Here is a 21568-nt window from a genome sequence, read left to right on the forward strand (position 1 = left end):
TATCATTTGAACAATAGGAGTCCAGCTTAAGCCAATATACTTAATTGCTCGCTCGATACCTCTCCGCGCATCTTTTCTTTGTTAAGAAACCGTTCGATATCATCAACGATAAAAACTCCCAATCGGTGTACTCCGTTATTGACGGAGCCGGCAATATGCGGCAGTAAGATAGCATTGGGAAGCTCGCGGAAAGGATGGTCCGGCACAGGCGGCTCCGGGTTAGTAACGTCGAGGCAAGCAAACAGCCGGCCGCTGCGGAGCTCCTCGGTCAAGGCTGCTTCATCGATAATCCTGCCCCTCGCTGTATTGATGAGAATACAATCATCCTTTAATTTTGCAAGCGTCTCCCGATTGAACAGATTATCGGTAGAAGGCAGGGAAGGGGCGTGGATAGAAATGACATCCGATGTAGTCAGCAGCTGATCGAAATCGACTTTATGCGCTCCTAACCTCTGTGCTTCTTCATGAGTCGCTATCGGATCGTAAAGTAAAACCCGGACGTCGAAATTTTGCAGCAGCTTGATGTAATGTCCGCCGGCTTTCCCAGCGCCAACTACTCCTATGGTAACATCGTACAGTTCCTTGACCCGTTCTCTATTGCCCCAAGCTCCGGTTTTCGTATGCTGTGAAAGTCGCCACATATCCTTCAAAGAAGCAATAGTTAACCCGAGAGCTGTTTCTGCAACACCTTTACCAAGCGCTTCCGAAGCATTGGAGACGCGAATTCCTTTCTCCCAGACAGCCGGTGTCACAATGCCTTTGACAGTTCCTGCCGCATGCAGTACAGCCTTCAGATCAGGGGCGTGTGCAAGTATATCTTCCGTAAGCGGCTGGCAGCCCCACGAGGTAATAGCAATGTCGGCGCCGGCAATTTGCCGCTTCATCAGTTCAAGCGTTGGCGGACCGTCCGTTTCGTTAAGCACTACCTCTCCAAGTGTGCGCAACCGATCAAGCTGTTCCTTGCTGAATCCTCTCTCTATCGCATCTTTACCTTGAAGAAAAACAATCTTTGTCATCGTATATTCCCCTTTAGCACAATGTTTTTGCTATAGTCTTGCGAAATCTGCGCCGCTAACCAACTTCTTCTATTCGCATTGGCTTCAATATTCGTGTTTTCCACGTACTAACGATTCGTATGGCTCCGCAATGTCCAGCGCTCCTCCAGCGGTTCGGTAGAATTGATCATCTAAATGGTATAAACCGTTGGTAGCCTCGGTCCAAATGGAGCCTGCAAGAGGATGCCAGCTTTTCATGCGCTCCCATTCCCGGTAGTTTTGATAACCGTTCGTCTCAATTACGCCTACCTTTAATTCGGGTAATAAAGGCAAATAGGCTGCGAGATTTTTATTCCAGTCCGCCAGAACCGGATTTGCAGTTAAATCGGCACAGAAGCATGGAATGTTTCTTTCTCTGGCCAGTTTGGCTATTTTGAGGCTCATGCTCATCGTTTTGGCTACAGGCTTAAGCGCCAGAGCTCCGTAGCCCTGTTCGATTCTATTCACAGCGTCGGCTTCGTTATGAATACTCTCATCGGCTGCCAGCCTGACGGGAATATGGTGCACATCCCAGCTTTGATCCTCTGAAAAAGGCTCTTCGAATAAAATGATATGAGGTAATGCGCCAATACGGTCAGCATGCTCAAGCAGCTTCATCAGACGGTCCGGGCTGTCATATCGGCCATTAGCATCCAGGTAGTAAGCAATTTTCCCGTCCGCTGTATGAGCGGTCCTATATTGAGAAGCGATGCTATGAATTTGAGACAGCCGCTGGCAGTCCCAATTCAGCATTTTATCCAGATCGCCGTCCTGCTCCGGATCAGCGCCAACCTTGATTTTTAACAGAAAATAACCAGCGGAAAGTAAACGGTCAATCGATTCTTCCGGCATTCCGTACGGAACAAGCGGTATGCTTGCCAATGCCGGCTGCGGCTCTCCAAGCGCGTCCTGATAGTATTTAGAAACAAGCTCCTTGAAGGAAGAACCACTGTTTCTGCTGAATAACGCCCACGCGGCTTGATCAACAGCTACGAGTGCATTAAGGGCGAAAGTGCTTCGTAAATCAGTTAACCGCAAAGTATTAAGCCCGTACTGATAAACCATAGGCAACGTTTCTTCCAGCAGCTCGAAGGGGGTGGAGTATTGATTGCCTTCTATCTGCTTCAAAGCATAGCGTGTCATATCCGCCATCAGCTCGTTGCCGGCTGTTTCCCCGAACTGCTCGAATACAGAGGCATCTGACCACAATACACTTTGTACTCCGACGCCTATACCGGTTTGATTGTGCTCATTACTTAGCAGTGTGATCGATTGCCACAGCTCTGATAAGTAAGCGCCCTTAAAGCCGAAGGGCATAAGCAGCGGCTCCTTCATGACAGCGTGTTTGGCAAGGGTGATTTTGATCGTCATACCGTAATCCTCATCTCCTTTCTCCAATAAAAAAACTGGTGTACATCTATTGGTATTTTGAATAAAAATAAGAGTATTGGTGTATATTTGATGTACATTTGTTGTGTTATATCTTACTCATTGATTCGCACTACTGTCAATATGCAATATTATTTATTTTTGATGCTTGCGATTTCTGAAAAGTGTTTTCGTATATACATCAAACTGGTGTATAAATAGGATCGGAAGCTTTCGTCTCTGTCTTGTATGAACGCGCCTCCTTCGTCAAAGCGATGGACGGCGATGCCGTATATCCTTGAAATACTAGAGACAGGACTTGAATCTAACGAAGATTAAATGCTCTATTTGGCGAAAATCAGCTCGTTTAAAAATATAACGAAGATCAGTTGTGCTAGGTGTGAACATTCCACTCATTTTGACACAGTTAGGAGCAAATAAGAGCGTATATCTTCGTTAGATTTCAAAAAGGCGCTTTTTAGACGAAATAGCGCTCTCACGATTCGTTAGATCATTTGAGTGAGTTCATCGGTAAACGCGCCAGTCCAAAGGACGGCGACAGCCGTTTCACCTTGAATCTATAATTTTTGTACATTTCTATAGGAAGTAGCCTATAAACCGGACAATAAATTTGAGTATAATAAGGAAAAGATTTGCACGAAAAAATGAAAACGCTTACCAAAAAAACAAAGGAGGAGAGGGAATCTTGAGCAGAAGGTTTCTTTTTTTGCAAAGCATCAGCACTAAATTATTTTTGATTGCCTTTACCTCCGTTGTGATTGTTTTAATTATGATAGGCATCATTGCCTATTCAACCATCTATGTGGTAGTGAAGGAAAATCAGGAAAAGTCGTTACAGCAGTCTGTGGAGTATGTGGAAGACTATTTGAAGTGGTATATGGTGAATGTGCAGTCTCAGTTGGTTTATTTTTCGAATAGCAATATCTATGAATCGTTGGCCCGTGAGAACTTTATGTTATTGATGAGCAATTATATTGATTTGAATTCGGATGAAATGAATGCAGCGTATGTGATTGAAGATGGGAATGTCGTTATATCTTCACCGGCTCTTTATCGTCATTGGTTGACGGACGATTTTATTGCCGATGTGACTCGGCAAGCGGAACAGTGGGGATTCTGGTGGAGCGAGCCGTTTGATTCGGGGTTTGGCAGGGCGATTACGGTAGCAAAATCTTTTACGACAAATGATAAGGCAAAGAAAATTACAATTGCTCTGGAATTGAACGTAGATTCGTTCGTAAGCGGTGTAAATTCGTATTCACCGAACAAAAATATTTATGTTTTTTCGAGAAGCGGCGAATTTTTGGCGTCCAATGCAAATGTTTATTATCACAGAGAAAAAATACATCAGGATGAAATGGTGCAGAAGCTTCGCTCCGTCCTGTTGGATCATGGAAATTCCTTTAACACGGTGCATACGTCAGAGGGAGCGCACAGGGTGCTGAAAAGCGACAATAACAGATGGGATTGGATTGTATTTGCGGTTGTTAACGAAAGGGACGCCTATCCGCTGCTGACAGCAGTGCAGAAACAATTTTTTGTTATTTTTTTAATCTGGATTGTATTATCGATATTTATGGCCAATCGGCTTGCGTGGTACATAAAGAAACCGATCAGTCAAATTATTAAGCAAATGAATAAAGGATCGCTAGGTCAGCTGGATACGCAAATTTCCAAAGTACGAAAAGATGAGTTTGGTCTTATCTCCATGCACTTTAATAAAATGATGCAAAACATTAAAGAATTATTCGAAAATTTGAAAGAAGCGGAAGAACGGAAACGGGTGGAGGAAATCCGCGTCTTGCATTCCCAAATAAAACCGCACTTTTTATATAACACGCTGAATGCTTTTTACTGGCTCAGTGAAACGGAGCGTGTACAAGAGATTGGGCCTTTAATACAGTCCTTGATGGGTCTGTTGAAATATTCGATCGACAAAGTAGGGGATGTTGTACCGCTTGGCTCGGAAATAAAACAGCTAGAAAACTACGCAGAATTAATGCGATTGCGATACGGTTCTGTTTTTGAATTGGACGTTGTTATTCCAGACGAATTGTTGTATTTGGTGTCTGTTCCCAAGCTAACCTTGATTACCCTCGTTGAAAACAGTATTTTCTATGGCTTGTCCGATCAAAGGGATGTAAATCATATTATAGTTACTGCTGCACAGTCAGCGGCGAATCAAGTGGTCATCGAAGTCAGCGATACCGGTCCCGGAATGGAAGAGGAGAAGATTGAACAGTTATTCCAGAAGGGACTGAAACGGGATTCGCATTCAGGATTGAATAATTTGGGAGTTCGCAATATACAAGAGCGAATTGAGCTTTATTATGGGCTGGAATACGGTTTGAAAATCGAAAATAACGACGATGAAGGGCTAATGGTGCGTATTCAATTGCCGATGGCCGGGTCGATGAACAAGGGGGAAAAGTGATGAGCGAATGCAAAATTTTAATAGTGGACGATGAACAATTTGTAAGAGAGCATTTTGAAAGGCATATTCCATGGGCCGAATCGGGGTTCAGCTGGGTGGGAGCCGCTGTTCATGGCCAGCAAGCCTTGCAAATGATGGAGCGCGAATTGCCGGATATTGTGTTGACGGATATTACGATGCCTGTTATGGACGGGATTAGTTTTGCCCAAAAAGTGAAGGAACGATGGCCGCAAGTCGAGATTATTTTCTTGACAGCTCATGATGAGTTTACCTATGCGCAGCAAGCGATTGGTCTGGGAGCGAAAAATTATTTGTTGAAGATGGGGCTTTCCAAAGAAAGAATTATAGGGGCGTGCCAGAAAGCGGCTGAAGGTATGCTGCGGACGAAAAATGAACGGTCAGAAGAAATTGATTTGTGGAATCGGAAGAAGATGCTTATAGAGGCTTGGCTATACAATCAATCCGTTCCGGATTTGGAGAGCGAGCTGAAAACGGTCTTGTATTTGCATGGCCAATACTATGTATATGCTTCGATTATTTACAGCTTGCAAGATCAAACCCAGATTCAAAGTGAAAGAAGCCTGGAGTCGTTGCAAAGAAAAATTGCTGAAAAAATACAGAGCTGGACAAGTGAAATCGTATCTGATGTGAAAATTGTTGCTTTTCCGCTCGTGGATTTCCATCTTGTTGTTCAGCTAAGTATAGCTCAAGGGTTCGGCATTCACGTTATGCAGCAGCTTGTTCATCAATTTCGACATGAGGTTGCGAAAGAAATAAGTCTGTTGTTTCAAGTAAATGGCATCGTAAATGTAAGCTCGATTGGCTCGAATGTGAACGAGCGAAATAGCAAGTTTTCAATAGCCTTGCAAAAGGTAGAGCAAAGCTTTTACGCTGCCGAACTGAATGATGTTGTTGAACCGAAAAACACTGTTGAACTGAGCAATTATGATCGAGTCCAGCAGCTGGAACAAGCCGCCAAGCTGACCAGAATGCTTGAGCAGAGAGAGTCGGCGGCTTTCCTGGCCGAAGTGAGCAAATTGACAACCCTTCAAACACCGCTCTGTTCTCCTCTATATCTGGTAAATGTGGCCAAGATGGCTCTGGATCACATCGCAGATATCCCGAACAGTGTATTTCGTCATTTTTCTTTAAAGTTGAAGCTTATTACAGAATGGGCGCAATATCGCGAGTGGTGGCAGCAATTAATAGCTGAATTATCGATCCCGCTGCAGTTGCTCCACGAAAAGCCAACGGTGCGCAAAGAAATTCAACGGCTGTGCGAACGTATTGCCTCGAACGTCGACAAAGATTTGACAATTCGTATGTTGGCTGACGAAATGCAGATGAACTCAGCTTATTTGGGGCAATTGTTTAAACAGGAAACGGGCGAATATTTGTCAGACTATATCACCAGGGTTCGCATTGAGAAAGCAAAGGAGCTGCTGCAAAAATCGGATTTGAAGATCTACGAAGTGTCCCAAAAGGTAGGGATCGATAACTACCGGTATTTTTGCAAAATGTTCAAGGAACATGTCGGAACGACACCGACAGCATTCAAACGATCGGCTCTATAACTCTATAATATTTGCACATAATCCATAATCCGTTACCTATTTCCGTCATTTCTTACTCGCTATAATGAGCGTACATACTGAGAGCGGTTTAAAAAAGACTGAGGTGAGAATATGGCGGGGATGGGAGTAGATAAAGAAACGGCATATGCAGTTTTGCCAAAGCGAAAGGGGGACTCAAGCCGGCTCATTAGAGCCTTGAAAGAGTACAAGTGGATGTACCTCATGTTAATTCCGGGATTGGCTTATTATTTATGCTTCAAATATTTACCGATGTTCGGATTGGTAGTGGCTTTTAAAGATTACAGCATTATGAAAGGTTTTTTCGGAAGTGATTGGGTTGGACTGAAGCATTTCCGTGAAATATTCCAGAGCAATGATTTTTACATTTTACTAAGAAATACACTGGTCATTAGCATATTCAAAATTGTTTTTGGCATGATTCCGGATATTATGCTAGCTCTTATCTTGAATGAAGTCGGGTCGAGATGGTTCAAACGAACGATCCAGACGATTTCATATATGCCGCACTTTTTGTCATGGGTTATCATTTACGGATTAGCGCTTGCTTTTCTTTCACCCGGCGATGGACTATTAAACGAATTAATCAAGTTTTTTGGAGGCCAGCCGGTTGATTTTCTGACTTCCAAGTCCTGGTTCAGACCGATTCTGTATTTGTCGCAAATTTGGAAGGAAGTCGGATTTGGCGCGATTATTTACTTGGCAGCGCTTACTGCCATTGATTCCACCCTCTATGAAGCGGCCGTTGTCGATGGAGCGGGACGCTGGAGACAAATCTGGCATATTACGTTACCGGGCATTCGCAATGTCATCATTCTTCTGCTCATTATTCGTGTAGGAAGTATATTGGATGCAGGCTTCGCCCAAGTCTATGTTTTCCTCAATGCCAGGGTATATGATGTCGGAGATATTATTGACACCTGGGTGTTCAGGCGGGGGCTCGAGGAAATGCAATTCAGCTTTGCCGCCGCGGTAGGCTTCTTCAAATCAATAGTTGGTTTAATACTTGTCCTTGGAGCCAATTCTCTCGCGAAGCGCTTCGACGAATCAGGAATATGGTAAGGGGGAATCAGAAACATGAATCTGCAAATAAAATCCCGTAGCGATCGTTTGCTTGATGCATGCTTTTATGTCGTGCTGACGCTGCTGGGCCTCCTTACTCTGTTGCCGATTTACTATGTGGTCGTCATGTCGATTACGCCGCTGAAGGAATTGGCGCGCAGCGGGAGTATGGTTTTATTTCCGAAAGAAGTGACGTTTGGCGCTTATCAGGCTATTTTCACAGGACAGAGATTTTCACAAGCGCTCAAAGTTACAGTCTTTGTTACTGTTGTCGGCACAATTCTGAACATTGTGTTTACGATGTTGCTGGCTTATCCATTATCACGCAAACAAATGCCGGGCCGTTCCACATTTTTGTTTCTGATTGTGTTTACAATGGTGTTCAACGGAGGACTGATTCCAACTTATTTGGTCGTAAAAGAATTCGGTTTGCTAAATTCAGTATGGAGCATGGTTATCCCAAGTTTAATCGTTACTTTTAATTTTCTTATTACAAAAACATTCTTCGAAAATATTTCAATCGAAATTCAAGAAGCGGCTAAAATCGATGGTTGTAATGACTTGCAAACGCTGGTGCTCATTGTTTTGCCGCTGTCGAAAGCCATTATCGCAACGATCGGCTTGTTTTATGCTGTCGCTCACTGGAATGAATTTTTTGCCGGCATTATGTTTATTACCGATCAAAAGCTGTATCCGTTGCAAGTCATACTGAGGGATATGCTGCTGCAGCCGAATTTAAGCCAGGAAATGATGAGCCAGGTGCAAGGGCTTGAGTCTCAGCTTCCGCCGGTTGCGATGCGGATGGCGATGGTTGTTGCCACAACATTGCCGATCTTATTCGTTTATCCATTTGTACAAAAATACTTTACGAGTGGTGTTATGCTTGGCGCTGTGAAAGGTTGAACACAAATTATATAGCAGGAGAGGGGTTATTTTACATGAAAATGAGAAAAAGTTTGCTTGTTGTGTTATCTGTTTTATTAGTATCCATGTTATTCGTAGCTGCATGCGGCAAGACAGAAGAGAAACCGCCGGCTGCTACGCCGCCGCCATCTGATGCGAGCGGAGATGGCGATAAGAAAGGCGACGATCAAGAAGCCACGAAAGGGCCGGATAGTTCTGTCAAATACGATATTGAGTTTTTCATACGTTCGGGGAGTGGCGGCTCCATCCCCAGTGGAGATAAGGATTTTGTGAAACAAGTAATTGATGAGAAGTTTAATGTAAATTGGAATGTCACTCATATGGCAGCGGGTCCTGATTCGACGAATAAAATAAATGCCCGTTTTGCGTCCAATACTGCGCCTGATCTGATTATTGCTGGCGGGCGGGATTCGCAAACGTATGCAAAAGATGGATTGGTTGGCGACTTGCGCCCATTCCTGACACCTGAGAAAATGCCTAACTACTTCAAATGGATTACTGAAAGTGATTTGAAGGGCTTCTATACGATTGAAGGAGCAGCAGACGGATTGCGTGCGCCTGTTCCGTATAACCTTGATCCGTATGTTTCTTGGTATATCCGCAAAGATTGGCTGGACAATCTTGGTTTGGAGGTTCCGGGGAATTATGAAGAAGCACTCCATGCGATGCGTGCTTTCACATTCGATGATCCGGATCGCAATAACAAGGATGATACTTATGGATTCAGCACATCCGGCAATGGAGCGAATGTTGGATTCGATTGGCTGGAATGGGTGAAGAACGACTTCTACTCCAGCATGTTTGTTGATGAAGGCCAATTGATAGATGCCGGCTCCAATATTCGAACAGTGGATGCGCTGCGAGATATTAAGAGTGTAGTTGATGAGAAAATTGTAGACCCGAACTGGTTCTTGAACAAAGGCACAGATCATTATAGCCGCTTTATTGAAGGGCGAGTGGGGATCGTTAAAGCTCAGGGACGGGACTTCGCTTTGGAAGGCGTTGATACCAGTGTGCTGAATCGTATGCGTGAAATTAACCCGGACGCTGAAATTATTCCGTTCAATCCGTTTCCTGATAAGAAAGGAATTATTTCTAAACCGCAAGGTTCGGATGGCTTTGTTATTCCGGTTAAATTAATTGAGAATGAGCCAGACAAGGTAACCAGAATGATGGAAATATTGGAGTTTCTGGCAAGTCCGGAAGGGTTCTTGCTTACGCATTACGGCAAAGAAGGCGAATCTTATACAAGAGATGGCGATAAGGTCACCTTAAATCCTGACGTTATTAATGAAATAAACGAGAAAAATGGCCGTTTCCTGGAGATTTATAGATTCTTTACTAACGTTGCCGGAGCGGCCCCGATTGGACTGGAAATTATTAACCCGAATGAAACAGAGCGCGACCGTGAAATTGTGAACACAGTAATGTCTTACAAGGTTGTATCTTACGCTGGAGGAGCTTATGTTACACCACCTGAGGGAATTAATATTGCCGACTACCGCAAAGAAATGAATGCAACACTTTCAAAACTGGTTTTTGGCGACCTGCCGCTGGATGGTTGGGAAGGCTACTTGAATGAATTGCTGACGAAGCATAAAGGCAAAGATATTTTTGATAAGTATAGCGAACAAATTCGCGCTGTCGGCGGCTTTGATGCGAAGTAGCAGCAACCCAAGCGAATATATAAGGGCTGTCTAATCGACAGCCCTTATATATCGGATTGGTTAGATCATGTCTCGTACTCAATCAGCACAACACATTTACATTAGGGGAGGAGTTAAGTTCAATGAGCTATTCAAAGTATCTTCCGTTCAGTAAAAAACATCTGTTCCGGTACACAATTGCTTGGATGCTATGTTTTGTCATGACAATCGGTTTAATACCTGTCGGTGCGCTGAAAGCGGAGGGAGCGACAGAGCATTGGGTTGCCCTCGATTTGATTAATGGCGGGTTCGAACAGCCCGAGGATGAGAACGGAAAAATTCCTGGCTGGGAGAACATTTACGGAAAAAACGGCTTCACTGTGACAAGCGAGAAGAGCATTGAAGGAGTCAATAGTCTTTATATGGAAGACTTGAAATCTAACCAAAATTATGCAATGCAAAGTGAGTATTTGCCGGCTACAGTTGGAAGCGCTTACTCTGTGACTTCCAGCGTATATGTGCTCGAAGGAACCGCAGCCATCTATCTGCAATTTCATAGCGGAGACGAGAATAAAACCCGGATCGGACACAAGTCGCAAACCCAATCCAATCTTAACGAATGGCTGCCTCTAACGGCTGGCATGACAGCTCCGGAAGGTACAGAATATGTATCGGTGCTGCTCTATTCTGGCCCACTCGCCGTGACGAAAGCGTACTTCGATGATGTCGTGTTAAGCGTTAAAACGCCGAAGCAGGAAGGACCCCCAACCAATGATGTGTTGATCAATCCAGGATTCGAGGAGCCGCTCCACGCGAATAGCTTGCCTGCCGGTTGGCAGCAAACTTACGGAAAAGGCGGCTTTACCGTTACAGATGAGAGAAGCTTTTCTGAAAATAACAGTCTCTATATGGAGGATTTAAAAACTGCCCAAAACTATGGAATGCAAAGTGTATATATCCCTGCGGAAGCGGGTGTTACTTATACAGCTGCAGTAAATACGTATGTGCTTGAAGGAAAAGCAGTCATCTATTTGCAATTTCATAGCGGAGGCAATGACAGGGCCAGGATTGGACACAAATCGGAAGGTCAAACTGGCCTGAATAAGTGGCTGCCTTTAGAAGCGACAGCGAAGGCACCAGAAGGAACTGAATACATGACGGTATTGCTGTATTCCGGTCCACTCGCCGTGTCGAGAGCTTATTTTGACGATGTAACAATAGGTGTCGCTGCACAGGAACCGGAAGAGCCTGTCGCGACTGATCATCTTGTTCGGATCGGGACTGCGATTAATTCTATTACGATTCCACATGCAGCTTTCGGCAAAGGACCCGAAGGTGAAAACTATATTTATACAACAGCTAACGGCTTGCCCGCAGTTTTCTCTGTACTGCAGGCCGAAACAGGCGAACGGGTAGCTTCGTTCGAGCTTCAAGGAGCTAATTATTCATGGGGCAGCACGGTATCTCCAAATGGTGATGTGTATATCGGCACGCAGCGTAATGGCATCTTGTACCGTTATCGTCCCGCCGCCAATACGGTAGAGAATTTAGGCATGGCGATTGATGAAGAGACACATATTTGGCGCGTCGTATCCGACGAGAATGGACGTATATTCGGCGGTACTTATCCGGGAGGAAAAGTATTCCGATATGATCCTGCTGCCAAAGAATATACGGATTTTGGCCGCATGGCGGAAGAAGAGCAGTATGTCAGGAGTATCGCTTACGGCGGCGGTAAAGTGTACGCGGGAACAGGAGCGCAGCAGGCGCAGCTATTCGAGCTCAATCCTGACACAGGAGCGAAGAAAGCAATTGAATTGCCGGAAGGCTTTCGTCAGCATAAAGAAATCTACGATTTAACGTACACAGCCGGGCTTCTGTTCGCACGAATGACCCATTTTGACCCCAGCAGCCCGCTTGATAATGTAACTCTCGTATATGACACCTTAAAGGAGGAATGGATTAAGGAGATAGCGAATACGATCGGCTTCGACGTCTCGCCGCTTGGTCCGGATGGCAATATTTATTTCTTGCAGAATGGTGTGATGACTGCCTATCATTTGGACTCTGGCGAGATAAAGCCGACAAGCTTCACGGTTGGGAATGTGGCAAGCAGGGGATTTGGCTGGTACAATCTTAATCTGCCCGATATGCCGGGCGAAAGCGTCGTATCGATTACGTCACGGGGCAAAATTATGGCCTACAATCCCGAGACTAAGAAGGGGAAATGGATTGATGGAGATCCGCTTGGCTCCGCCAATGCACTTCGTTCTATGGCTACTGGTCCAGATGGTAACATTTATATCGGCGGATACTTATCCCCGTCTTCCATGACCCGTTTTAATATCGATACGTTCAAGATGGAGACGCTCAGCGGAATGGGACAAATCGAAGGAATGGGCGTGTTCGGAGACAAGCTGTACATGGGGCTGTATCCAGCATCTGCAATTTACGAATATGATCCGGCCTTGCCTTGGGATCCCCAAAAAAATAATCCGCGAAAGCTCGATATCGAGTTGTCTCCGATTTATCAGGATCGGCCGTTCGCCTTCGTCGAAGCGGGCGACAAGCTCGCGATTGGCACAGTGCCTATCATCGGTAAGCTGGGAGGAGCTCTGACGCTGTACGATCCTATTACGGAAACGTATGAGTCGTTCCATCAGATCGTTGAAGATGAAAGTCCGATGGCGCTTGCTTACAAGGACGGTTTGCTATACGGAGGCACGACTGTGTGGGGCGGTGTTTCAGCCGAGCCGGTCAAGGAGGATGGCACTCTGTTTATATTCGATATGAAGACAAAGAAGAAAGTATTCGAGATAAATCCGGTGGAGGGAGAACGAGCGATTACGGCTCTAACCTTCGATGAGCATGGCATGCTTTGGGGATTGACTAACGGTATGCTGTTCAAATTCGATCCAGACAAGCGGGAAATTGTTCAGACTAAGACGATTACACCTTAAGTATGGGATAAGATCGTGCTTGCAGGTGGTTATTTAAACTTCCATGACGGTTATTTGTACGGTGAGGCGGTTAGTCGTATTTTCAGATTGGATCCAGTTACCTGGGAGCATACAATACTGTCAAAAGGGCATTACTTCGCTCAAGATGAGTACGGCCGGGTATTCACGGGCAGAAATTCAATGGACTTGTACATGTATGATGACATTGCTCCCATATTCGCAGCGGACGCATCGCTTCAATATGAATGGACCGAAGATGGCGGACTTGTGCTGGAATGGCCGGTTAACGCAGATATGAAGAAATTCCAAATTACGCGGGACGGCGTGGATGTGACCGCAAACGGTGAATTGAGCCGTGAAGGAGGCAATGGAACGGCCAAGTTTAACATGGCTGCCGATTTTGCCGAACCAGGAGCATATGAGGTAACAGCAATTGATTATGCTGGCAATGAATCGGAGGAAGCTCTATCTGTGATCGTTAATGAGCAGCCTGACGATGTCACGCTGGAAGGGCTTAACGAACAACTGAAAGCATATATTTCTTCCGGCGATGTACGAGGCCCTCTTGTTAATCAGTTGTCTAATAGCCTGCGTCAAGCCCAGCATCATTATTCGGCTGGTCGTACTGCACAAGCTACCAAGCAACTGGAAGATTTCCTGAAGCGGATGAACAACCCGCCTATGGGGCGGCATATCGAAGCGGATGCCAAGCAAACATTGGAGCATGCGGTTCACGAATTGCTGGTTCAGTGGCATCACGCGGACACAGATTAGCGGAGGTGTTAGATATGAAATTCTATGTAAGTGCAGATATGGAAGGGATTTCTGGAATTATGCTTCCGGATCAACTATTACGTGGAGCACCACTCTTTGAAGAAGCGCGTCATTTACTAACAATGGAAGTGAATGCTGTTACTGAAGCATTGGTAGAAGCTGGCGCAACTCAAATTATTGTTAAAGACGCACATAGCAGCGGCTTTAACTTCATTCCTGAGCTGTTGCATTCTGCAGCAGATTATGTGATGGGTGCAACTCGGGTTGAACAGCGCTTTCCAGGTCTCGATAGCAGCTTTGATGGCGCTTTCTTAATCGGATACCATGCAATGAATGGGGCTCGTGAGGCAGTTAGGGATCATACAATGACATCGCAAGGATGGCAATCCATACAATTGAACGGTCGAATGATTGGTGAGATTGGATTGGATGCTCTAATATTTGGTCTATATGGAGTTCCCGTATGCTTAGTATCTGGTGACGATAAAACCTGTGCCGAAGCGGTAGATGAGTTGGGCGACATAGCTGTATACGCAACAAAAACCGCAACTGGCAGGCACTCGGCTATAATCAAGCCTCCTTCACGTTCGCGTTCAGAGCTGAAGGATGCGGTCAAGAAAGCAGTGCAAAATACTGCTTTCTGTAAGCCGTATTCTTTATCTGGACCGTATGAATTGATAATTCGTTTTCTTCATACGGAACAGGCTGATGCAAGAAGATATGATAATGTTAATGCACAACGAATGGATGGCTTGACAGCTGTGTACAGAAGTGATGACTTAATTGATCTTTTGGCTGCTGCGTTTTAACAGGAGTACCCAAACTTGATCGCAGTAACATCGCTTTCAATTGCTTGTTGCCCTATCACAGTTAACCGATACACTCCAATATCCGGTTAATCAAATAATATGAGGGCTGTCTAAACGACAGCCCATCTATTTCTGATGAGGTGAGAAAATGTTGCGTACTCAATCAAACAGATTTGGAAGCGTCATCATCTTGTTTATTGTATTAACTCTGTTGTTTCCGTCCATGTTTGTTGCTCCAAAAACGGTCCGTGCGGATGTTCCTGTCATCGTTACAAACGATAGTTTTGAAGAGCCTGTGGATAGCAAAAATAATATTCCCGGTTGGAACAAAATTATTAACACTCCTCTTAATGAATATATTATTACGGATGAACAGTATTACAAAGGTTCACAAAGCTTGAAGATCATTGATCGAAGTACAGAGCATACAGCAGGGGTGGAAACCAAACCTATTCCAATAGTCGCGGGAGAGAGCTATAACGCATCTGTTATGGCGTATACGCTAGAAGGCAAAGTGCAAATATATTTGAGATTTTACGATAGCCAAAATGTAAGGCTGAATCAGGCCAGTGCGTCAAGCACAGCTGCACATCAAAATAACTTCGCGCCACTTGCCGTTTCCGCTACAGCTCCCGAAAATACGGCCTATGCAACTATTCTGCTTTATTCAACATTACCTGGTATCGCAACAGCATATTTCGATAAGGTCGCTCTCATGCAGGAGGAACCGGACAAAGGACAGTTTACTAATTTGGGGACACAAATTACTAGAGCAGTTACAGCAAGCTCTACTATTGGTTATGATCCAAGTGGCAAACCTCTATTATTTGTTGGCGTTAATGGGACTCCAGCCCAACTGGCAGTAGTAGATCTGAAGACTTACTCGGTTGAAAAGATGATCGAACTTCCGGATACAAAGATCTCATGGGCGATGACGACGGGACCTGACGGTAATATTTATATAGGTTCTTCTAACACCGGACGAATTTATCGGTATACTCCCGGTTCAGACAAGGTTGATAATTTGGGGGCGGCAATCTCGGGTGAAACCCATATCTGGTCTTTGGAAAATGGAGCGGACGGTAAGTTGTATGGAGGCACCTACCCGGGCGGAAAAGTATTTGCCTATGACATTCATGCAAATCAATTTTCAGACCTTGGTCGAATGACTGATAACGAATATTATGTAAGAAGATTGGATGTCGATTCTGACAAGCAGCTTCTTTATGCGGCAGTCGGGACAAAACCGCATATCATTAAGTACGATATGCAAACAGGGCAAAAGAATAATATTTTACCGGAGGAATATGCGGAAGGCGCTTTCCCTTATTGGCTCGGCTTGCGCCAAGGAAAACTGTTCGTTCGACTGGGTGATAACAATACGATGATTGTGATTGATACCGAGACTGACAACGTCGATGATGTTCTTGGCGATCGTATACACGAAAAAGTTAGTCCCGTGTCCCCATATGACGATAAGATATATTATTTCACGGAAGACGGGGATTTTAATTATTATGATTTAGTTAGCAAGGAGAAGGGGACGATTTCTAATATCGGACTAAGTGCTTATCCTCGAAGTATGCACTTTATGGAATTGGATGACCCAGAGTATCCAGGTTTTACGCTTGTGGCGTTATTAAGCACTACTTTATTGAAATATAATTTGCAAACAGGCGAAACCGAAATTACGCCGCTGGAAATTCCAGGCCAGCCAAATGAAATTCGCAGTATTACCCAAGGTCCTGACGGCAAAATATATAGCGGCGGTTACCTGGGCGGCGCAGGGGTGTACGACCCGATTACAGGGAATATCGACATGTTTAGCGCAATTAGTCAATCGGAAGCGATTACAAGTTTAGGGAACAAACTGTATTATGGTGTTTATCCAGGGGCTAGAATCGTGGAATACGATGTGTCGACGAAGTGGAATTTCAACACATTATTCGATATCCCTGGTCAAGATAGGCCATTCGGCATGTTGGGTGTCGAGCAGGAAAATAAATTGTTTATAGGTACTGTAGCTAATTACGGTAAACATCAAGGCGCGTTTGCAATCTATGATCCTGAGACCCAGAATACTCAAGTCATTGGGGATATAGTTGGAAATCAAAGTGTAGTTTCGTTAGCTTACAAGGATGGCAAGGTGTATGGCGGAACCAGCGTTTGGGGCGGTCTAGGAATAGAGCCTTTGGAAACGGAAGGTAAGCTATTTGTTTGGGATGTGGGCAGCGGAGTGAAGGAAATGGAAATTGTGCCTGTTGCAGGCAAGAAGGCTGTTACGGGACTTATAGAAGGGCCGGACGGAAATATATGGGGGGTCAGCGAAGGCTATCTGTTTATTTTTGATCCTCAAAAGAATGAAGTCATATATAGCGGTGAGCTGTTTCCTGTCAATTATATAAGTACGGTTTGGGGAGACGCTTACTTGCAAGTAGCCACTGATGGCAATGTATATGGGGTAAGCAGGGATAAGTTTTTTAAAGTTGATGCTGAAACGAAACAGGTAACTTTATTTAAAACGCCTTCGAGACCTAATTTCTTGGCCCAAGACGATTTCGGCAATTTTTATTTTCAAGATGATAAAGTTAATTTGTGGAAATATACTGACGAATCACTATTGGTAAACTTGGACAAAGTAGAGATTGCTTTGGAGAAAATGACAATGTATGAGCAGGAACATGCAGTGTTGGATATACAGGCCTTCTTGGAGAAAGGCAGAAAACTAAGTATGTCCGGCAGTTTGCAAATTGATTATTATTCCAGTAACCCTGAGGTTGTATCTGTTGAGGGGGGAATAGTTACGTCTCTGCAGAGCGGTGAGGCTGAAATTTATGTTAGTTTGACTGTCAATGGAGTGACGAAGCAGTCAAATAGATTGCAAGTAAACGTAGTAGAGGAAAAGCCGGAAATTCCAAGCGGACCAAGCGCTGGGGTGCCGGGCAAGCCGGTATTGTCTCATAACAATGGTCATGACAATGGTTTGCGCGATGGTGCTTACACGATTACGATGAATATGTGGTGGGGGAATAATGGCACTATCTACCGACTGTATGAGAATGATGTGCTGATTGATACGAAATCGTTGAACGATCTGGCGCCGGCGGCACAAACAACGGGAACTGCGATTAGCGGTCGGGAGAATGGCGTCTACACATATCGCGCTGAGTTGGTCAACAGCTATGGTACAACGACAAGCAGTCTGCTTACAGTTACAGTGACTGACGCAGTTCCGGACAAACCGGTTCTCTCCCATGACAACTGGGACGGTGACGGCGATTATACCGTAACTATGAATATGTGGTGGGGAACGAACGGCACTGCGTATCGTCTGTACGAGAACGGCGTATTGATTGACGAGCAGCCGCTTGTTGCGGCAACACCAGGCGCTCAGACAGCGCAGACAAAGATTAGCGGCAAGGCAATTGGAACGTATGAATATCGCATTGAGCTTGTCAATGATGCGGGCGTCACTTCCAGCGAAATAAAGAGTGTAAAGGTTGTCCGATAAGTAGAATATATAATGATGGGGTGCTCCGGAAAGTCAGCGAAAGCTGATCACTGGATCGCCCCATTTGTGTACTCTTTTTAAACCCTTGTTATACTTCTCTACACCAGACAACCGTCGTATTAAGTCAATATGATCGATTAAACGGAGACAAGCCAATGATTCAGTCAACTATTGTCGGGGGTAAGCGTAAAATAACTAATAAATACTTTGAATATTTGGTAGAATAGTGTTTGTCTAGAACAAAGAGAAAGGGAGCCATTTGCTTATGGACAAACCTGATAAACCAAGTCGAAAGTCTTTTAACGCGAGGCTGCATGGCATGATAGATCGTTTGCGCTCTGATATTTATGATGGCCGTTTGGCTCCGGGGCAATATCTGCCATCTGAGAAGATGCTGTCCGAGCAATATCAATTAAGCAATAAATCGGTTCGCAAAGGGCTTGATATGCTTGTAGAGGAGCAGCTTATTGCCAAAATAGATCGCGTCGGCAGCCGAGTGCTCGATTATATACCTGGCAGCCAATCTACCATTACGCTTGGCGTAACGTCTTCCATCGAACGGGATATTAGCTTAACAGCTCTCCTGGAAGATTTTCATTCCTTGTATCCGGACAAACGGGTAAGGACCGTGCTCGTAAAGACGGTATCGGATTATGCGGATAATTTGAAGGAGCATTTGGATCAATTTCAAATAGATGTATTTACATTAAATAATACGGATTTTCAAAGTATTGCGGATTTCGGTCAGCTTCATTTGCTAGAAGCTCTGCAGGCAGATAGAAATTTATACCCCTTTACGGAAGATGCCTTTTATGATGGCGGAACACTATATGCTAGGCCGTTAGTATTCTCTCCCATTATACTTGCATATAATAGAAAACATTTTCAAGAAGCTAATGTGCCCGAGCCGGATAGCAGCTGGACATGGGATGATTGTTTGCGTTATGCAGCAGAGCTGACCGCTGGCGGAGATAAATTCGGGTTATATTTTTATTTGTTATCTGATAACCGGTGGCCTATCTTTATTGTGCAAAGCGGAATGAAGTTTGAGCCGGACGAGGAAGGTTCTCTACAGTTGGCGGATACTCGCTTGATGGAATGCATTCGCCTGTGCAAGCGGATTGTAACGGATTCGAAAGTGTATCCAAGCTATGTATCTGAGAGCAGTCAAGATGTGACGGAATTATTTATGCAAGACAAGATTTCAATGATTATGACGACGTACATGTCTATGAATGATTTTAAAAATATAGACTTTGATATATCGCCTTTGCCTTACAGGTATGAACCGCGCACGCTTTTAACTGTAATCGGCATTGCCATTAATAAACATTCAAAAAATAAGGAAATGGCTAAATTGCTGGTGGATTATCTAGCTTCTGATCGGGCTCAAAAAATAATTCGCGAGAGGACAGTCAGCTTGACTGCCAGAAGGTCGGTGACGGAATTACAGCTTGAACCGCAACAAGGAATTAATCGCCCGTCTCGATTCGCTCTCTACCGTGAAATAATGTCATCTTATCGACTGCATCGTGAAATGAATTTATCGAACGAATCATTCGTCGGACTTCGGCAGTTGTTTAAAAAATATTGGTGGGGGCTCATTGATGACGAAGCGTTGTGCGTCGAAGTGAATGAGATGTTTCTTCGTTTGCATGCGAAACAAATCACTGAGACTGCTTCTAAGGAGGAGTAGAGAGCGATGCAGGAACTAGTAGGCTATTGTATATCATGCAACAAGCAAGTTTTTTGTCAGGATGGGTTTATTAACGGGGTTGTATTGGAGGATAAGACCCTGCTGTGCTTTGATTGTTCGGAGAAAGAGGATCAGAGCAGGAGCAGGAGAGGCAACGAGAAGGGAAAGGGGAACGGCAACGCGGGTGAGTGAGCTCGAATAAAAGGAAATGCCCCGAGGAGCACAATTGTGGCGAAAAAACATACAAAGTGGTTAGGCGCTGAAAGTGGAAAATTACGTTTGTATCATTTTTTAATAGCGCTGAAATCGCAACAGTTTTGATCCATTCAGCAAAATAAAAAAGGAGTCTCGTGGGATTTTAGCGTTGCAGAGACTTCTTTTATATATTTTCTCCGTTTCTCAATTGCGGTCTAGGGTTGAACATGCTATTATACAGTGATGTTGGGTTTTTATATTTAAAAAGGAATAGGTGAATTTGAATGTGGTATGATTACGTGATTCCCATTGTAACATTGCTGATTGGATTGGCAGGCGGCTTCTTTATTGGCGTGTTCTATTTGCGCAAGCAGCTTGAGAAAATGCAGAACGATCCTGAAATGATGCAGAAGATGGCGAAACAAATGGGATACAATTTAAATAAGCAGCAAATGGCTCGTGCACAAAATATGATGAAAAATCAAAAGTTTCCTCGTAGATAAAGAGGCGGAATGCCGGAAGGAGTGTTTTGAATGGCGGGCAAGAAAGACTACGTCAATTCGAATGTTTCAGACAACCGGGAACAGATAGAACACCATGTGAAAGAAATATTGCGGTTAATGGGTGAGAATGTAGAGCGTGAAGGGTTAATAGAAACTCCGGCTCGCGTTACACGGATGTATGAAGAGGTGTTTGCAGGCTATAGCGTAGACCCTCGTGAAGTGCTTGGCGTAACCTTCGATGAGCAGCATGAAGAGCTGGTTATTGTTAAAGATATCGTGTTTTACAGTCATTGCGAGCATCATATGGCTCCGTTTTTCGGCAAAGCCCATATCGGCTATATCCCAAGCGGCAAAATTGTAGGGCTGAGCAAGCTGGCTCGTTTGGTCGATGCCGTTACAAGACGCTTGCAGGTGCAAGAGCGTGTAACTGCGCAAATTGCTGATATTTTGGATGAGGAGCTTTCCCCGCATGGTGTGATGGTCGTCGTAGAAGGCGAGCATATGTGCATGTGCGCACGCGGCATTAAAAAGCCGGGCAGCTTGACGGTTACATCAGGCGTTCGCGGCCAGTTCCGTACAGATCCGGCACTTCGTGCAGAATTTATGTCTTTGATTAAATAAGCAAAAGCTATCTGCTATAAACAAAAGTACCCTATCGAGAGACTTTTTTAAAGTGTCTACTCGATAGGGTACAGTTTATATTGGCAGGTAGCTTTTTTTAAATACTAGAAAGTATAAGTTACATCTTATACATGTTTCTATATTTCATCGGTAAACGCGCCTGTCCCAAAGGATGGCGGAGCCGTTTATCCTTGCCCTACATAGTTTACAATTTTTGGGGTGTTGTTGCTCCTGCCTTTCGATTATTAGTTTCCTGGTCTAGACATCGGATTATGCAAATGGTCAATGAAAACCGTTAACGGTTGTCAGAAGCGCTGATATGAACGAAACCTGTCAAGCGCTTCTGTTGCACCTTTGTTTTTGACGCATCTTAATAAAGCCTGTCAAGTGGCATTTTTGACAGGAGACTCTTTCAACC

General features: G+C 44.5%; 14 protein-coding genes. 12 read left to right on the plus strand and 2 right to left on the minus strand.

What is annotated here, in order from left to right; all coding sequences use genetic code 11:
• Positions 1–26: 26 nt before the first annotated feature.
• Positions 27–1016, minus strand: a complete 990-nt coding sequence (locus ACRRU2_RS18325) for a hydroxyacid dehydrogenase (RefSeq protein ID WP_432503863.1) — start codon at positions 1014–1016, stop codon at positions 27–29.
• A gap of 84 nt (positions 1017–1100) precedes the next feature.
• Positions 1101–2405, minus strand: coding sequence for an enolase C-terminal domain-like protein (locus ACRRU2_RS18330; RefSeq protein WP_432503865.1), 1305 nt, complete (start codon positions 2403–2405; stop codon positions 1101–1103).
• Between the two features lie 703 nt (positions 2406–3108).
• Here ACRRU2_RS18330 and ACRRU2_RS18335 point away from each other — a divergent pair.
• The 12 genes from ACRRU2_RS18335 (at position 3109) to folE (ending at position 21150) form a co-directional block, all read left to right on the plus strand.
• On the plus strand, positions 3109–4857 hold the full coding sequence (locus ACRRU2_RS18335) for a sensor histidine kinase (RefSeq protein ID WP_432503867.1): 1749 nt from the start codon (positions 3109–3111) through the stop codon (positions 4855–4857).
• Entirely contained in the window at positions 4857–6431 is a 1575-nt protein-coding gene (locus tag ACRRU2_RS18340) for a response regulator transcription factor (RefSeq protein ID WP_432503869.1), read from the plus strand. The genes ACRRU2_RS18335 and ACRRU2_RS18340 overlap by 1 nt, the downstream gene beginning before the upstream one ends.
• A 111-nt stretch (positions 6432–6542) precedes the next feature.
• Positions 6543–7511 (plus strand): ABC transporter permease, encoded by a 969-nt coding sequence (locus ACRRU2_RS18345; RefSeq protein ID WP_432503871.1) that lies wholly within the window; start codon positions 6543–6545, stop codon positions 7509–7511.
• A gap of 15 nt (positions 7512–7526) precedes the next feature.
• Positions 7527–8414 carry a carbohydrate ABC transporter permease gene (locus ACRRU2_RS18350; RefSeq protein ID WP_331702571.1) on the plus strand — a complete coding sequence of 296 codons (888 nt, stop codon included), beginning with the start codon at positions 7527–7529 and terminating at the stop codon, positions 8412–8414.
• Between the two features lie 35 nt (positions 8415–8449).
• Positions 8450–10102, plus strand: a complete 1653-nt coding sequence (locus ACRRU2_RS18355; RefSeq protein WP_432503874.1) for an extracellular solute-binding protein — start codon at positions 8450–8452, stop codon at positions 10100–10102.
• A gap of 122 nt (positions 10103–10224) precedes the next feature.
• The gene (locus ACRRU2_RS18360; RefSeq protein WP_432503876.1) at positions 10225–13041 is read left to right on the plus strand and encodes a hypothetical protein; all 2817 of its coding nucleotides are present in this window, start codon (positions 10225–10227) and stop codon (positions 13039–13041) included.
• A gap of 15 nt (positions 13042–13056) precedes the next feature.
• Positions 13057–13815 (plus strand): FIMAH domain-containing protein, encoded by a 759-nt coding sequence (locus ACRRU2_RS18365; protein ID WP_432503878.1) that lies wholly within the window; start codon positions 13057–13059, stop codon positions 13813–13815.
• Positions 13816–13829: 14 nt separating this feature from the next.
• A complete protein-coding gene (locus tag ACRRU2_RS18370) occupies positions 13830–14624 on the plus strand; it encodes a M55 family metallopeptidase (RefSeq protein ID WP_432503880.1) in 795 nt (264 codons plus the stop codon).
• 148 nt (positions 14625–14772) lie between these two features.
• Positions 14773–18135, plus strand: coding sequence for a chitinase N-terminal domain-containing protein (locus tag ACRRU2_RS18375; RefSeq protein WP_432503882.1), 3363 nt, complete (start codon positions 14773–14775; stop codon positions 18133–18135).
• Positions 18136–18400: 265 nt separating this feature from the next.
• A complete protein-coding gene (locus ACRRU2_RS18380) occupies positions 18401–19831 on the plus strand; it encodes an extracellular solute-binding protein (RefSeq protein WP_331702568.1) in 1431 nt (476 codons plus the stop codon).
• 479 nt (positions 19832–20310) lie between these two features.
• The gene (locus ACRRU2_RS18385) at positions 20311–20529 is read left to right on the plus strand and encodes a YneF family protein (RefSeq protein ID WP_331702567.1); all 219 of its coding nucleotides are present in this window, start codon (positions 20311–20313) and stop codon (positions 20527–20529) included.
• A gap of 30 nt (positions 20530–20559) precedes the next feature.
• Positions 20560–21150 carry a GTP cyclohydrolase I FolE gene (gene folE / locus ACRRU2_RS18390; RefSeq protein ID WP_331702566.1) on the plus strand — a complete coding sequence of 197 codons (591 nt, stop codon included), beginning with the start codon at positions 20560–20562 and terminating at the stop codon, positions 21148–21150.
• Positions 21151–21568 lie beyond the last annotated feature (418 nt).

It is taken from the genome of Paenibacillus sp. GXUN7292, assembly GCF_050864975.1.
In the GTDB taxonomy this organism is placed as follows: Bacteria; Bacillota; Bacilli; order Paenibacillales; family Paenibacillaceae; genus Pristimantibacillus.